The sequence below is a fragment of the Stenotrophomonas sp. YJH_SMC_119 genome (genome assembly GCF_059368315.1).
In genome coordinates this window covers 838,345-853,195 of record NZ_JCAFRP010000001.1, presented here as the reverse complement: position 1 = coordinate 853,195, position 14,851 = coordinate 838,345, and the positions used below count along the sequence as shown (strand labels likewise).

12 protein-coding genes are annotated in these 14,851 nt (G+C 65.6%); 5 read left to right on the top strand and 7 right to left on the bottom strand.

Going from position 1 to position 14,851, the window contains the following annotated elements:
- Positions 1–110: 110 nt before the first annotated feature.
- Positions 111–545: a hypothetical protein gene (locus tag AC5P6S_RS03885; protein WP_062605636.1), complete on the bottom strand. Its 435-nt coding sequence runs from the start codon at positions 543–545 to the stop codon at positions 111–113.
- A 411-nt stretch (positions 546–956) separates the two neighbouring features.
- Between AC5P6S_RS03885 and AC5P6S_RS03880 the strand changes: the two genes are divergently transcribed.
- From AC5P6S_RS03880 to AC5P6S_RS03870, 3 genes are read left to right on the top strand one after another with little or no spacing between them, the layout of a single operon-like run.
- Positions 957–2,000, top strand: a complete 1,044-nt coding sequence (locus tag AC5P6S_RS03880) for a S41 family peptidase (RefSeq protein WP_049396472.1) — start codon at positions 957–959, stop codon at positions 1,998–2,000.
- On the top strand, positions 1,997–2,332 hold the full coding sequence (locus AC5P6S_RS03875; protein ID WP_043034012.1) for a hypothetical protein: 336 nt from the start codon (positions 1,997–1,999) through the stop codon (positions 2,330–2,332). The genes AC5P6S_RS03880 and AC5P6S_RS03875 overlap by 4 nt, the downstream gene beginning before the upstream one ends.
- A gap of 49 nt (positions 2,333–2,381) precedes the next feature.
- Positions 2,382–2,816, top strand: a complete 435-nt coding sequence (locus AC5P6S_RS03870; RefSeq protein ID WP_005411035.1) for an SseB family protein — start codon at positions 2,382–2,384, stop codon at positions 2,814–2,816.
- Positions 2,817–2,895: 79 nt separating this feature from the next.
- On the opposite strand, the gene AC5P6S_RS03865 is transcribed toward AC5P6S_RS03870, so the two are convergent.
- Positions 2,896–4,116 carry a multifunctional CCA addition/repair protein gene (locus AC5P6S_RS03865; protein ID WP_100438118.1) on the bottom strand — a complete coding sequence of 407 codons (1,221 nt, stop codon included), beginning with the start codon at positions 4,114–4,116 and terminating at the stop codon, positions 2,896–2,898.
- Between the two features lie 206 nt (positions 4,117–4,322).
- Positions 4,323–6,308: a transglycosylase SLT domain-containing protein gene (locus AC5P6S_RS03860; RefSeq protein ID WP_235643481.1), complete on the bottom strand. Its 1,986-nt coding sequence runs from the start codon at positions 6,306–6,308 to the stop codon at positions 4,323–4,325.
- A 150-nt stretch (positions 6,309–6,458) separates the two neighbouring features.
- Between AC5P6S_RS03860 and AC5P6S_RS03855 the strand changes: the two genes are divergently transcribed.
- Positions 6,459–6,866 carry an ExbD/TolR family protein gene (locus tag AC5P6S_RS03855; RefSeq protein ID WP_024957020.1) on the top strand — a complete coding sequence of 136 codons (408 nt, stop codon included), beginning with the start codon at positions 6,459–6,461 and terminating at the stop codon, positions 6,864–6,866.
- Positions 6,867–6,922: 56 nt separating this feature from the next.
- Here the strand turns inward: AC5P6S_RS03855 and AC5P6S_RS03850 are convergent, their stop codons facing one another.
- Positions 6,923–7,810 (bottom strand): hypothetical protein, encoded by an 888-nt coding sequence (locus AC5P6S_RS03850; protein ID WP_012481260.1) that lies wholly within the window; start codon positions 7,808–7,810, stop codon positions 6,923–6,925.
- 629 nt (positions 7,811–8,439) lie between these two features.
- On the opposite strand from AC5P6S_RS03850, the gene AC5P6S_RS03845 reads away from it, so the two are divergent.
- Positions 8,440–11,301, top strand: a complete 2,862-nt coding sequence (locus AC5P6S_RS03845; protein ID WP_012481259.1) for a TonB-dependent receptor plug domain-containing protein — start codon at positions 8,440–8,442, stop codon at positions 11,299–11,301.
- A gap of 63 nt (positions 11,302–11,364) precedes the next feature.
- On the opposite strand, the gene AC5P6S_RS03840 is transcribed toward AC5P6S_RS03845, so the two are convergent.
- From AC5P6S_RS03840 to AC5P6S_RS03830, 3 genes are all read right to left on the bottom strand, one after another.
- The gene (locus AC5P6S_RS03840; protein ID WP_224481833.1) at positions 11,365–11,799 is read right to left on the bottom strand and encodes a hypothetical protein; all 435 of its coding nucleotides are present in this window, start codon (positions 11,797–11,799) and stop codon (positions 11,365–11,367) included.
- Between the two features lie 202 nt (positions 11,800–12,001).
- Positions 12,002–14,161, bottom strand: coding sequence for a ferric-rhodotorulic acid/ferric-coprogen receptor FhuE (fhuE, locus tag AC5P6S_RS03835; RefSeq protein WP_235643480.1), 2,160 nt, complete (start codon positions 14,159–14,161; stop codon positions 12,002–12,004).
- A gap of 130 nt (positions 14,162–14,291) precedes the next feature.
- A complete protein-coding gene (locus tag AC5P6S_RS03830; RefSeq protein WP_012481256.1) occupies positions 14,292–14,843 on the bottom strand; it encodes a M23 family metallopeptidase in 552 nt (183 codons plus the stop codon).
- Positions 14,844–14,851 lie beyond the last annotated feature (8 nt).

Sequence of the window (14,851 nt, the reverse complement as noted above, 5' to 3'; positions counted from 1 at the left end):
GTCGGCACGATGCTTTCCACTGCCATGACCTGCTCTGGTAGGTGCCGACCTTGGTCGGCACGAATCCCACCGATGCCATGACCTCCGCGCAGCCCAGCAACGGCTCGGCTCTACAGCAGCGGTGCGCACGCATCCGTTTCCACCAGCGCGCCGGCATGATCGGCCAACACCACCATTGCATGCAGCAGGCCTTCCTCCACCTGCGGCGGACACTGCGCCTGCGCATCGTCCGTCTCGCGCGCAGACTGTGCAGCCAGCAGTACCCCGCCGCACGCAGACAACGCCGCCAGGCAACGCGTCGCCTCGGCCAGTTCCCGACCGCGCCCCTCGCTGAGTTGCCGCTCGCGCCACGCCTGGCCGTCGGCTGCGTGGCTGTGAGCGATGCCGCGCAACCGCGCGAAGAATGCGGAGGGCGGCGCCTGTTCGTTGGCTTCGGCGAGTGCATCTTCCAACGCTTCGGCGGCGGTAGTGGGCAGCTGCAGGCCGGGCAGTGCAGCGCCGAGCAATGCCTGCAGGCGTGGATAGGTGGGGTGGGGCGTGTTCATGGCGGCAACCTCACGAGGCAAGGCCACCTGCGGCGTGCAAGGTGGCGGGCGGTGCGGGTTGGCGTGCCGGTCAAAATCGAAACGAAAAAAAGCCGACGGATCACGAGGATCCCCACGCACCGCCCGCCATGGGCAAGCCGGTGCATTGTCGCGATTGCCGCTGAGGCGGCAACTCGATCGTTTCGATGTTTGATTCAGGACGCCAATCCCGGCCAGCGCAGGAGGCGCCGACGGAGGCAACCTTCTCGCGTTCTACGTGGCAATGACATGGGCAAAGTTGCAATTTACTGATCGCGTGCACGCTGTCTTGCTGCAACCCGCGGCGGGGCCAGATACGACAGTTCGCGCATGGCGAAAGCCATCACCTGCGGGCTATGCTGTGCGCCTGCCTCAACGACAAGGAAACGTCACATGCAGGTTCGCAAGGGAGTGCGTCGCATCGGCGCGCTGATGCTCGTGTTGCTGGCGACCGGCGCCATGGCCGATACGCCAGGCGCGGTCGAGGTGCCCTCGCCGGAGGCCCAGGCCGAGATCCTCAATCTGCTTGAACGCCAGGCGCTGTATCGCGATCGGGTGGACTGGGCCGCCACCCGCGTACGCCTGCAATCGGCGCAGGGCGACCCGGCGCAACGGCTGGCCGTTCTGCGCGAAGCCATTGCGGTCAGCACGGGCAATCATGGCGGATGGACGACGACCCAGCGCCAGAGCGAATCCCTTGCGCGCGCGCAGCAGGCCGGCGCCGCCGCCGTGGACCGGGCCAAGGCGGCCGATGCGGTGGATATGCGCATCGGCTGGGTGGTCATCGAGGGCTATGCCTCCACGCCGGGCGCGACGCCGCAGGAAAAGTTCCGCCAGGACATCCAGCGTGCCGCGCGGTGGCAGCAGGTCATCCGCAGCAAGGACGACGGCGCGCGCTGTGGCTGGATCGTCGACCTGCGTGACAACAGCGGTGGCAACATGTGGCCGATGCTGCTGGGCATGGCACCGCTGCTGCGCACCTCGGTAGTGAACAACGAAGATGTGGGGTCGTTCGAAACTGCACAGGGGCCGGAGCGCTGGACGTTGACCGCGACCGCCGTGCAGCGTGCAGGCAAGTCGGTGCTGGACTTCGGCCAGTCCGGCTATGTGCTGCGGCAGCCCGGCGCGCCGGTGGCGGTGCTGTTCGGGCCGCGCACCGGCAGTTCGGGCGAGGCCTCGGTGCTGGCGTGGCGTGGTCGTCCGCAGACGCGGAGTTTCGGTCAGCCCACTGCGGGTGTCTCCACTGGCAATGTCGTGCAGACGCTTGCCGATGGCAGTCGCCTGCTGCTGACCACCACCGTGATGCGCGACCGCAATGATCGTGGTGATGGCTTGAAGATCGAGCCCGACCAGCATATCGAGGGTGATGCCGCCACTTTGGCCGCCGCCGAAGCCTGGCTGCTGGCCCAACCCGCCTGCCAGGCCGCTGATCCATGATCCTGATCGGCCAGCAGGAGCGGGTGGTGGTGGTCGGCCCAACCGAAGCCCACCATTGCCTGCGCTGCCAGACGGAAACCGAGTTCGCCCCGCAACTGCGCTACAAAATGGCGCGCATCGACCTGCTGTTTGGCCTCACCTACCAGCGCCGCTACGAGCTGGCCTGCACCCGGTGCGGGCACGGCTGGGTGCTGGATACCGAGACCATGGACCAGCAGCTGGGCGGGGTGCCGATCCCGTGGCGGCACCGCTTCGGCCTGCCGTTGATGCTGGTCGGCGTGGCCGGGCTGGCCGCGCTGGGCTGGCTGTGGCGGCACGGATTCCTCGGTTGAGGAGCGGGCCTGTTAAAGTCTGCCCTGCAACCACGTACCGGAACCGACCATGGACCACGACACCCCGTTCGAACCCCTCAACGACCTCGAGGTGCGCCTTCTGCAGGCCCAGGACGGCACGCTGACCGCATCGCAGTTCCTCGATGGCCTGCTGACCTCGACGGCGTTCGTGCTGCTGGACAAGGCCATCGGCGAAGACGGTGCCTGGGACGAGAGCATCTCGCCGCTGGTGCTGACCAGCGAGAGCGGCGAGCCGATGTTCGCGGTGTTCACCGCGCCCGAGCGCGCGGGCCTGTGGCACGAGCAGCTGCCGCAGTTCGCGCATGCCATGCCGATCGCGGTGCACGCGCTGCTGGCCGGGATCGGCGACGGCGTCGGCCTGGTGCTGAACCCCGGCCTGGACGTGGGCATGGAGATGATTCCCGATGCCGTGGCCCAGCTGAAACAGCGGGCGGCGGCGATCACCCGCGGGATGGCGCATTGAAGCCAGCGATATAGGGTTGCCGGCCAGCGGCCGGCACTACCCATGGGAGTCGGTGCGCGGCCGCCACGGCGGTTGCGGATCAGCGGGCGGCGGCGATGGCTTTTACGCGCGCCTTGGCCAACGCTTCACCGATGGCCGGGCCCTTCAGATGGGTGGTATCCAGGTCCCGCGCCTGTACTGACAGCGCCGCCTGGTGCAGGCGCTTGAGCGTTTCGCCCTGCGGGTAGTCGGCGTCCTCGAAGCCGAGCCGGCCGCGTTTGTCAGCCTCGCAGCACAGTGCGATGCGGGCCACGCGCTCCGGCCGGCGCAGCGCATCACAGCGGCCCAGTAGTTCCAACACGGTGGCATCGCGGAGTTCGTCGATGCGGTGCACGTTCAAGTGCTCCCGGCAGACCGCTTCGGCCAGCTGCTGGTGCTCGGCGGGAATCTTCAACCGCGCGCACAGTGCCTTCAGGGGTTTGATGCCGCGCTGTTCGTGCATGATGTGGCGCGGCCACTCCTCCGGCGGGGTCAGGCCCTTGCCGAGATCGTGGGTAAGCGCGGCAAAGCCGACCAGGTCATCGCCGGGGGCCAGCTTCGCCGCCATGTCGCTGACCATTTCCTGGTGGATGCCGGTATCGACTTCCGGGTGGAATTCGGCACGCTGCGGCACGCCATACAGCGCTTCCAGCTCGGGCAGGATCGGGCCCAGTGCATGTGCATCGTGCAGCGTGCGCAGGAAGGCGGAGGGCCGCTCACTGACCAGCGCCTTGCGCAGTTCCTGCCAGACGCGTTCCGGCACCAGCGCGTCCAGTTCGCCACTGGCGGCGATCTCGCGCATCAGCGCCATGGTCTCTTCGGCGACGGTGAAGCCCAGCGGCGCGAAGCGCGCCATGAAGCGCGCCGCGCGCAGCACGCGCAACGGATCTTCCACGAACGCAGGGCCGACATGGCGCAGCACGCGCTGCTCGATATCACGCACGCCGCCGTAAGGATCGACCAGCGCCCCGCTGTCTTCGTCGCAGGCAATCGCATTGATGGTGAAGTCGCGGCGCTGCAGGTCTTCTTCCAGCGTCACTCCCGGGTCGGCATCGACCACAAAGCCGCGATAGCCGCGGCCGGATTTGCGTTCGGTGCGCGCCAGTGCGTACTCCTCACCGGTCTTTGGATGCAGGAATACCGGGAAATCGCGGCCGACCGCGGTGTAGCCCTGCGCTTCCATCTGCGCGGGCGTTGCGCCAACCACCACCCAGTCGTGGTCGCCGGCGGGACGCTGCAGCAGGCGGTCACGTACGGCGCCGCCGACAAGATAGATCTTCATGGCTGGAATCATCGCATGCCCGGCGCAGATGCACCGGTAGTGCCGGCCGCTGGCCGGCAACCGCAGTCACCCCGAAGCTGCCGGCCAGCGGCCGGCACTACCGATACAGCGGCCAGCCTGATCCAGGCCAGCAGGCTCATCGTTTCACTCCCCAGGGCGTGGATACCGGGGAATGCCGACCAGCGGCCGGCAGTACCGTGTTGCGATCAATCCCCGCCCTGCTCGGCGTTGGCGGCGCAGCTGAAGTTCTTGCGCTTGTCCACCAGGCGGCCCATCAGGCGGTCGCTCAGCGGCAGTGCATCACCATTGAGGCGCCAGTCGTAGATCACGCTGAAGGCCAGCACACGGGCGACGTACTCGCGGGTTTCCTTGTAGCTGATGGTCTCGATCCACAGGTCCGGGTCAAAGCCCGGGCGCTGGCTCTGCCAGCGCGCGGTCGGGGTCGGGCCGGCGTTGTAGGCGGCGATGGTCACGTACGGCAGGCCGTCGTACTTGTTCATCAGCTGGCGCAGGTAGGCGGTGCCGATGGCGATGTTGGTGTCCGGGTCGTAGAGGCTGTCGGCGCCGCCGTAGCCGGTCAGGCCGATCGACTTGGCCACACCGGCACCGGTGGCCGGCAGCACCTGCATCAGGCCCATGGCGTTTGCAGGCGAGCGCGCACGCGGGGTGAACGTGCTCTCGGCGCGGATTTCCGCCGCCACCCAGGCCGGATCGATCGCGTTGCGTGCCGATTCGCGGCGGATGGTGGCGTCGTGGTGCAGCGGGAAGCGCAGGTCGTACAGGCGCTGTTCCTGCGGCTGCTTGCCGAGCGCGAACACGGCGCGGTCGAACCAGCCGTTGTCCTGCGCGACGCGTACCGCGAGGCGGCGCTGGGTGTCATCGAAGCGCGACAGCGCGCTGTTCCATTCGGCCACGGCCCAGCCGGTGCGGTCGATCTGGTACAGCGCCATCGCGCGCTGGATGGCCGGGTCGCGCGCGATCACCGCCTGTGCCTGCGCGCTGTCGTTCGGCTTCCAAGGGCACAGGGTATAGCCCTGCTGCAGCTTGTCGGCAGCGAGGAAACCGTGGAAGGTCGGTGCGCGCGCCGCATCGCGGAACAACGGCTGCGCCTGCTGGGCCTGGCCGGTCTTCTCCAGCATGCGGCCTTCGAAGTAGCGCCAGCGCGGGTCGCTGCGCTGCTTGCTGGCCATCTTGCGGATCGCGGTCAGTGCCGCCGGCCAGTCACCGCGCGACATCGCTTCGCGCACGCGCCATTCGTGCAGGCGTTCGTCATACGCCGATTCCGGCACCGCGTTGAGGCGGCGTGCCGAATCGGGCAGATAGGAAGCCACCGTCCACAGCGCGATCTGGTACAGCACCTGGCCCTGCTGCTCGGCACTCAGGCCGAGCGCCTGGGCGTACTGCGGCAACTGCTGTTCGGTGGCGGCCGGGTCGGCCTTGGCCAGCTTGGCCAGGCCGTCGGTGGCGATGCGCCGGCTGCGCTCGTTGCGCGGCCAGTTCAATGCGCTGGCATTGGGCTTGTCGACAAAGGCGGCGTAATTGTTGGCCAGCGCCAGGTCGGTGGCAGGCAGGCCACGTGCGGCGCTGCGCATCACGGCCGGCTGCTGGGCGTCGGCGGCGGCATCGATGCGTTCCCAGCGCAATGCGTCACTCAGTCCGCCCTGTGCCTGCAGCACTGCGAATACCGCGTCGCAGCCGTCCGGCAGCGACTTGCCGTTCTTGCGCCACAGGTCCTGTGCCTCGCTGATCCACTGCGGATCGACCTTGCCCGTCACCTGGCGCGCGGTCAGCTGCGCACAGCGCAGGCCTGCGTTGTCGGTGGGCGCCCAGTTGGCGAGCAGGGTGGGCCAGTCCTGGCGGCGTGCGACCGAGGGCAACCACACGCTGCGGAACGTGTTGGCCACGGCCTGGCCGTCATAGCGCTTGAGGAAGGCCTGGGCCTGCGCGGTATCGACGGTGTCGATGTTGCGGCGCAGGTTGGCGTACTCCAGCCAGCCGTAAGCCGGATGGCGGCTGAGTGCGGCGGCCTGGCCGGGATCGAACTGGCCGCGTTCGGCGGCAGCGATCGCGGCCTTCAGCTGCGCGTTCTGGGTGTCGAGGGACTGGGCATTGGCGCAGCCGATCAGCAGCGAGGTGGCCAAGGGCAGCAGGGACAGGGCGGTCGAAGAGCGTCGGGTCATGGCGCCCAGCATAGCGGGGGCTGGCTGAATTCAGTTTCGCATTGCGTGCACGCCGGGCGTCGGCAACGACAGCTGAACGAACCCGTACAGGCACTGCCGCAGGTGACGGAAGGCGACGTACTGTCGGCCTTGGGCGAACGGCCCGGCTGCACGGAGCGGCACATGGCGTTCAGTAGCGCAGGAAGAAGCGGCCCGCTGGCGGACATCAATGTCACGCCACTGGTGGATGTGATGCTGGTGCTGTTGATCATCTTCATCGTGACCGCGCCGATCGTGGCCCGGCCGATTGCCGTGCAGCTGCCACAGGCCACCGATCGCACGATCGATCGCCCCGAACCGCCACCGCCGATCGAGCTGAGCCTGGACGCTGGCAACCAGCTCAGCTGGAATGGCCAGCCGATGGCCATTGGCGATCTGCAGGTGCGCCTGCAGGCACAGGTGGGCGAACATGCCGGCAACCTGCCGGAGCTGCGCATCGCCACCGATCCGGCGGCCGAGTACGAAGGCATGGCGCGGATTCTGGCCGCTGCCGAGGCCACCGGTATGGAGCGCATTGCGTTCGTGCGGTAGGGCTATCTAAACCGCCGCTCATGGGGAGATTGCGACATGAGCGGCGGATGTGGGTGTCAGTATTGCTGGCAGTAGACTGTGCGACCATCCCAACTGCACGAGATGCGGCTGCTGCTTCCGCGCTGGACGGGGACTCCATACATCTGTGCGGATCTGACCCAGTTGTCCAGGTCACGATGCTGGCCGAAATAGTATTGTCCGGCGTACGAAGGGGCGGAGATCGGGTCGGCGATGGAGTCGTCAGGAACCTTGTTGCCTGTGCTGTCGCGACTTTCGCCCTTCTGATACTTGGCTTCGGCCACGTTGTCGGGTGTTACTCGATAAAGCGTCTTTGACCCGTCACGCCATGTGATCATTATTGCTATGGATCCGCCACCTTTGAGACCTGCCCAGTTCAGGGCCGCTTGTTGAATCGAGAGCGCAATGCTGTTCCAGGTTGGGCTTCCCGTATTGGCTCCTGCCAGTTCTGTGGCTAGATACTGGCCAAGTCTGGTTCTCAGTGTGGCTGAGGCGACGATGTCGAAGGTATTGGAGGACTTGTAAGACTCGGGAAACCTCACTCCATTGGTGTTTCCGGGGTTGTCTGGATGCAGCACGACTACTGATCCGCCTCCTGCCATCGCGTGGGCGTCTTCAGGTGACGCTCGAAAGGCTGACGTCGCATCCAGAATTCGTAGGAAGGCCATTTGAATCTGTGCGGGAACCGGTGTCGAAAGTGCGCGCCACTTTCTGATCTCGCGATCATATTCAACTTCGAAGGCGCTCAGTCGGGCTTTTTCGAAGTCCATTACAACCGCCAACCCGGAGCCTGACATCAGGGCTGCATCCTTGGGAGATGCACAGTTGTTGCATTCAATCAGGCCCCCCGCTCTCGATTCGCTTGCCGGGGACAGAAGCAATGCCGTGACAATCGCGACATGGATCATGACGGTGATTGTTTTCACAATTGAGCCTCATGAGAATGACTGGGGTTCTCAGTCTCACCTTGGTCGGCCCCGAAAATCCGTTTGACGGGCAGTTTTCAAACTGTTCCTAAATGTTGTCTGAATTTGCTCCGTAGGTTCAAGCTAGTCGATGCATTTAGCTCTGTCATCGAGATGGCAGGATCCGAAAGAGCAGACATTGAGTGCCTCACGTTCGCACGGTGATCCCGGCGATCTGCAGTCCATCATTGCAAGAGCTCCTCCCTACGGGTTACTCACCATCTTGGTATGAGTTCCAGCTAGAAAGCGATCTGATCGAGACCGTCAACCGACGGCAACGGCGATCATCATGCTGCCGATGGCGAAGGCGCATTGTCGTTGGACGGATCGGCAAGAGCACTTGCCCAATTGCGGGAAAGCCGGGAAACGGCTGTCGCACCCGGCATTAACGACGTTCACAGCGAACAGTATCGTCCGGTCATAACCTGCAGCTATCTGACGTAATCGGCCTGCAATTGCGTCAATTCCGCGTGAAAGAGTGTCGATCATCACGCCGTGGCTTTTACTGTTTGTTTACAAAGGAGACGCTGCCGCCACGCAGGGGGGAGCGCGGCAGTCCATGTCCCGACATTCCTTTGGAGAGAGAGCGAATGATTCACCTGCATCACCGCCCGTTGGCGGTTGCCGTTGCGCTGTGCGTGACGGCCCTGGCACCGTTGGGTGCCGCTGCGCAGTCCACCACCAACCTTGATGCGGTGGAAGTGACCGGTACCCGCATCAAGCGCGCTGAAGTCGAAGGCCAGGTGCCGATCCAGACATTGACGCGCGGTGACATCGAACGCACCGGCCTGACCTCGATCGGCGAAGTGCTGCAGCAGCTCACCGGTTCCGGTTCGGCGCTCAACGCCAAGTTCAACTCGTCCGGCAACTTCGGTTTCCCGCCCGATGGCAGTGGCGTGGGTGCCGGCTCGGCGCAGGTCGATCTGCGCCATCTGGGGGCCAAGCGCGTGCTGGTGCTGGTCGATGGCATCCGCTGGGTCAATGAGTCGTCCGCCTCCGGCGTCGGCTCGGCCACCGATCTCAATACCATTCCGCTGGCCATCGTCGAGCGCATCGAGGTGCTGGAAGATGGCGCGTCGTCGCTGTACGGCTCCGATGCCATTGCCGGCGTGGTCAACATCATCACCCGCCGTGACTTCGATGGTGGGCAGGTGACGCTGAACTACGGCGAGTACAGCAAGGGCGACGGCACGCAGAAGGGCGTGGACCTGGCCTGGGGCAAGAGTGGCGACCGCTTCAGCCTGTTCCTGGGCGCCAGCTGGACCAAGCAGGATCCGGTATTCGCCAAGGACCGCGAGCAGTCGCGCTTCCCGATTCCCGGCACCGGCCTGGCGTTCGGCAGCGGTGGCATTCCGCAGGGCCGTTTCATGTTCACCGACCCGAACACCGGTGCGGTGCAGAACATCGTGCCCAATACCGGCGTGAGCAATCCGCGCTACGACGGCAGCGCCGGCTGCAGCCGCACGGATGACTACCACTGCTTCACCACCGCCGACCGCTTCAACTTCGCCGAATACAACATGGTGCTGACGCCGTCGGAGCGCAAAGGCCTGTTCGGTCAGTTCCGCTTCGACATCACCGACAACGTGCAGTGGTACGTCAAGGCACTGGGCAACCGTCGTGAGTCGACCAACCAGGCCGGCCCGGAGCCGCTGTTCTTCGGCCCCGATGGCGCGACCGGCAATCCGCTGGCCGACAACATCGTGGTCTCGCGCCTGAATCCGTACAACCCGTTCGGCTTCGATCTGGTTTCCGGTGACAACATGAGCCTGATCGGTCGTCGCCCGGTGGAAGGCGGTGCGCGCGTGTTCAAGCAGAAAGTGGACACCACTTACTTCGCCACCGGCCTGGTCGGTGACTTCCATGCCGCCGACCGCAGCTGGTACTGGGATGTCAACGGCATGTACAGCAAGAACAAGGCCGAACAGACCAACTACGGCAGCTATGACATCTACAAGGTGAACATGGCGCTGGGCGATCCGTCCATCTGTGCGGCCACGCCGGGCTGCGTGCCGCTGAACATCTTCGGCGGCGTCGGTTCGATCACCCCGGACATGCTGAAGTGGATCCAGCCGGTGGTGCGCGACCGCAGCCAGAACGAACTGAGCCTGTTCACCGCCAACCTGTCCAGCGAGCTGTTCTCGCTGCCGGCCGGTCCGGTATCGTTCGCCACCGGCTTCGAGTACCGCAAGTACAAGGGCTCCTACCAGCCCGATCCGCTGACGGTGATCGGCCACTACAACGGCGTACCGTCGCAGCCGACCTCCGGTTCCTACGACGTCAACGAGGCCTACCTGGAGTTGAGCGTGCCGATCTTCGCCGATTCCTCGTTCGGCAAGAAGCTGGACCTGAGCCTGGCCGGCCGCTATTCGGACTACTCCACCTTTGGTGGTGAATTCACGCCCAAGTACGGCCTGCGCTGGCAGGTGACCGATGACTTCGTGCTGCGCACCACCTACGCCGAGGGCTTCCGCGCACCGTCGATCGGTGAACTGTACGGCTCGGCGGCGCGTGCCGACCTGCAGCTGTTCGACCCGTGCTCGGTGGGTCTGGGCGGCACTCCGCCGCGTGGCAGCGCCGCCAACTGTGCCGCGCTGGGCGTGCCGGCCGGCTTCCAGCAGGCCAACTCGCAGATCTCGGTGACCACCGGCGGCAACCGTGAGCTGGAGCCGGAACGCTCGCGCAGCTTCAGCGCCGGCTTCGTGTGGAGCCCATGGTTCGGCAACAATGCGTCGTGGTCGGAGCGCTTCGACGTGGAAGTGACCTTCTACCGCCACGCCATCGATGGTGCGATCCAAGCGATCAACGCGCAGACCCAGCTGGACCTGTGCGTGGATACGCTGGACCCGGTCTACTGCGATGGCATCACCCGTGCCAGCACCGGTGCGGTCAGCAGCTTCAACAACCGCCTGACCAACCTGGGGTCGATCAAGACCGACGGCTGGGACGTGGATCTGTTCTGGACCCTGCCGCAGACCTCCATCGGCCAGTTCAAGCTGGCGTGGAAGAACACCTTCGTCGGCCGTTACGAGGCCACCGGCGCGGCCGGGCAGAAGCAGCCGCAGAAGCCGGGCGTGGAAGTGGCCGACAGCTCGATTCCGGAGTGGACCAGCAATGCCAGCATCGGCTGGACGATGGATCGCTGGAGCGCCAACTGGACGGTGCGGCACATCTCCGAGCTGACCGAGAACTGTGGCGATGCCGCGGCCTTCCCGGTGTGCAGCAACCAGGCAGCGGGCACCAACACGCTGTCGGCCACCACCTTCCACGACATGCAGGTGGGCTACAAGATCGACTGGATGAAGGGGTTGCAGCTGACCGCCGGCCTGAACAACGTGTTCGACAAGGATCCGCCGATCTGCCTGTCGTGCTCGTTGAACGGCTACGACGCTTCGACCTACGACATCCCGCGTGGCCGCTACTGGTACCTGCGCGCGGATCTGCGGTTCTGATGAGGGACCGGTGCCGGGCTGAGGGACCGGTGCCGGGCATGTCCCGGCACCGGTCATCGGGGATCAATCCGGAATGTCCTGTTCCGGGGCGTCCTGCTCAAGGGCCGCGCGGCGGAAGGCTGTGCGCGCCCAACCCAGCCCGACCACGATCATCATCGGCCCAGCCGCGAAGGCGGGCAGTGACGGGATGCGGAACTGCGATTGGTGCTCGATCAGCAGGTTGTAAAGGATCCAGACAACCAACAGCAGGCCGATGACCGCACACAACAGCCCGAACAGCACCTGCGGAACGCCCATTGCCAGGCCGAGCGCTCGCTCGGTACGGGTGGGGCTGGGGATGGCACGCAGTTCACGGCCCAGATCGAACCAGGACAGGATGGCGGCGGGCAGGCCGATCAGCAGAAGCAGGATGAAGTAGCCGTTGCCGGTGCCGATCATCAGCGGTAGCGACGAGAACAGGGCCATGAGCGAGACACCGAGTTTCGTGCGGGTGCGCATGGCCGGTCGTCCTTGAAGGGGGAGGCGCAAGGTGCCCGTATGGCACGGGTCGAAGCTGCAGGCCACCGTGTCCGCGACGCTACACCTGCCGGGGCGCCGCTGCAACGAGGGCGCTGAGCGCCCCCGTTGTAGAGTCGAGCCGTGCTCGACTGCCCTCTGTGACCGAGTCGGGCATGGCTCGACTCCACAGAAGCCGGTTACATCAGAACGACCAGGTGAACGTCAGCGAGCCGTTGCGGCCATCGCCATACGCACCGTAGCCGTTGATCTGCGACAGGTACTTCTTGGCCAGCAGGTTGTTGAGGTTGGCCTGCACGCTGAACTCCGGCGAGATGCGGTAGCGCACGAAGGCGCTGACCAGTGCATAGCCACTCTGCTCGATGCGGCCGTAGGCAGGCACCGCGTAGTAGATGCGGTTCTGCCAGTTGGCACCGCCACCGACGGTCAGTTCCTGCAGCGACTGCGGGGTGTAGCTGGTGAAAAGCTTCAGGGCGGTCTGCGGCAGGTTGGTGTTGATGTCGGCGTCGTTGATGTCCTTGGCCACGTAGCGCGAGGCGCCGAAGGTGGCATTCCAGCCCGGTGCCAGTTCACCGTTCACCTCGAACTCGAAGCCACGGCTGACGGTGCCGCGTGCGGCGATCGAGGCGAACTCACCCGGGCGGCCGAGGATCGGCTCGCTGGTGACCTGGGCGACGTTGTCCTGCTCGATGCGGAACACCGTCAGCGAGGCATTCAGGCGGTTGTCGAACCAAGCCCCCTTGACGCCCACCTCGTAGCTCTTGCCGTCGACCGGGTCGAGATAACGGTCGTTGCGGTCGCGGGCGGTCTGCGGCTGGAAGATCTCAGTGTAGCTGGCGTACGCGGAGTAGGTGTCGTTGATGTCATACACCAGGCCGGCGTACGGGGTGGTCACCTTGTGTTCGCGGTCGTCGTTCTCGCCTTCGCTCTTCCAGTCGGTGTAGCGGGCGCCGATGATCAGCTTCAACGGATCGGCCAGTGACAGGCGTGCGGCGGCGTAACCGGCCTTCTGGGTGATGGTGCCCTGGCTGGCCAGTGCCAGCGGGTTCCAGTTCGGCTCGCTGATGTTGCCGGTCCAGTGCAGGTAGCTGGTGAACGGGTCCCAGGTCTTGCCGGCGCCACCGACCTGGTAGTCGCCGTAGTTGGCATAGTCGCGCTTGTTGTAGCTCAGTCCGGCCATGAACTGGTGCTCGCGGCCGAACAGCTGGAACGGACCGTCAACGTAGCCATCAACACCGGTGACCTTGCGCTCAGTGTTGTAGAAACCCGCGGAAGGCGAGATGCCCGTGCCGTTGGTTCTGTCGAAGTTCGATGCGCCCGTGGTCCAGTCGTTGTATGCCGGGTAGAACAGCTTGTCGTCGGCCTTGGTCTCATCGTGCGTGGCACCGACCTTGAACTTCCAGCCATTGCTGAAGGCGTGCTGCAGGGTGGCGAACGCGCGCTTGCTGGTGGTGTCCCAGTAGGTCCAGTTCGGGCTGGCGTTGAACGATTCGTCATAGCCGGTGCGCGAGCCATCGGAGTACAGCATCGGGAAGCCGCCCCAGGTCGCGCCGTTGGCGCGCTTCTGCTGGTAGTCGTAGCCCACGCTCAGCTGGGTGTCCGGGGTCAGGTCGGCGTCGATGACCGCATAGCCCAGCGTCTTGCGCTGGTTGTAGCGATCCATCTGGCCGTCGGTGTCCAGGTAGCTGCCGATCACGCGGCCGCGCACGGTGCCGCTGGCGTTCAGTGCACTGCCCACGTCCACGGTGGTGCGGGTGCGGCCCCAGCTGCCGACGTTCACCGAGGCGCTGCCGGTCAGTTCGGCGCTGTCGGCATGCTTGCGGATCAGGTTCACCGACGCGGACGGATTGCCGGCACCACTGAGCAGGCCGGTGGCACCACGCACCACTTCCACGCGGTCGTACAGCGCCAGGTCCAGGCCGGAATCACCGTAGCTCCAGTTCTGCACCATCTGCGTCGGCAGGCCATCGAACTGGTAGGCATCGATGTAGAAACCGCGCGCGTAGAACTCGGTGCGTTCGCTGTCGGACTGGGTGCTGGTCACGCCGGTGGTGTTGGCCAGCACGTCGATGATGTCGTCGAGGTTCTGATCTTCGATGCGCTGGTGGCTGATGATGCTGATCGACTGCGGGATCTCGCGCGGGGCCAGGTCGAAGCGGGTACCGGCCGAGGTGCGGCGCACCGAATAGCCTTCGGCGCGTTCACCCTTCACCACCACCTTGTCGAGGTTGGTCGGATCGGCGGCGGTTTCGGCGAAGGCGGCCGGGGCCACGGCGCAGAGAACGGCGAGCACGGCAACGGACAGCCGTTGTGGCTGCGGCGTACGGAAGACGGAACGGGTCATGGGGGTCCTGGACGGGTGGGAAACGGACGGGCAGGCCGTCCTGGCACCACCGGAAACGAAAGAAATGGTAATACGAACTATTCCTATTTACAAATGATGAACAGATCGGTCTGCGGGTGTGCAGTGGCAGTCAGCGCAGCAATGGCAGCGGGTTTCGCGCGCCGTCGGTGCCGTAGACGCCCCAGTGCAGGTGCGGCGGCGTGCCCTTGGCGTTGCCGCTGTCGCCGACATGGCCGAGCAGATCGCCGGGTTGCACCACCTGGCCGCGTGCCAGGCCGTCGGCCCAGTCCTCCAGATGCGCGTAGTAGTAGCGTTCGCGCCCAGGCCCGATCACCCAGACCTGACGCCCGCCGAGCCCGCGTTCGCTGACATCCGCGACGACACCGGCCGTGGCGCTGCGCACTGGGGTGCCGCGTTTGGCGAAGATGTCGATGCCGGCGTGGGAGCGGTCACGGCCACGTGGCGCGCCGAAGGTATCGGCGATCTGGCGTGGCCGCACGCCGTCCACCGGCACCGGTAGTTGCGTGGCCGGCGGCATCCGCGAGAGCGCCCACAGCATCTTCGGTGCGGCCGCCCATGGGCTGTTCCACAGCGTCATCGCCGCGATGAGCGCAATGGCCAGCCACAGGCTACGCAGCAACCAGCGGCGCAGGCGTTGGGCGTGGGAGGACGGTGTATTCATGGCTCGAC

Excerpts from the sequence above, each read along its gene's own strand:
- AC5P6S_RS03860 (WP_235643481.1), bottom strand. The coding sequence starts at position 6,308 with ATGCTGGGCGCCATGACCCGACGCTCTTCGACCGCCCTGTCCCTGCTG.
- AC5P6S_RS03875 (WP_043034012.1), top strand. The coding sequence starts at position 1,997 with ATGATCCTGATCGGCCAGCAGGAGCGGGTGGTGGTGGTCGGCCCAACC.
- AC5P6S_RS03885 (WP_062605636.1), bottom strand. The coding sequence starts at position 545 with ATGAACACGCCCCACCCCACCTATCCACGCCTGCAGGCATTGCTCGGC.
- fhuE (WP_235643480.1), bottom strand. The coding sequence starts at position 14,161 with ATGACCCGTTCCGTCTTCCGTACGCCGCAGCCACAACGGCTGTCCGTT.
- AC5P6S_RS03855 (WP_024957020.1), top strand. The coding sequence starts at position 6,459 with ATGGCGTTCAGTAGCGCAGGAAGAAGCGGCCCGCTGGCGGACATCAAT.
- AC5P6S_RS03840 (WP_224481833.1), bottom strand. The coding sequence starts at position 11,799 with ATGCGCACCCGCACGAAACTCGGTGTCTCGCTCATGGCCCTGTTCTCG.
- AC5P6S_RS03845 (WP_012481259.1), top strand. The coding sequence starts at position 8,440 with ATGATTCACCTGCATCACCGCCCGTTGGCGGTTGCCGTTGCGCTGTGC.
- AC5P6S_RS03830 (WP_012481256.1), bottom strand. The coding sequence starts at position 14,843 with ATGAATACACCGTCCTCCCACGCCCAACGCCTGCGCCGCTGGTTGCTG.
- AC5P6S_RS03865 (WP_100438118.1), bottom strand. The coding sequence starts at position 4,116 with ATGAAGATCTATCTTGTCGGCGGCGCCGTACGTGACCGCCTGCTGCAG.
- AC5P6S_RS03870 (WP_005411035.1), top strand. The coding sequence starts at position 2,382 with ATGGACCACGACACCCCGTTCGAACCCCTCAACGACCTCGAGGTGCGC.
- AC5P6S_RS03880 (WP_049396472.1), top strand. The coding sequence starts at position 957 with ATGCAGGTTCGCAAGGGAGTGCGTCGCATCGGCGCGCTGATGCTCGTG.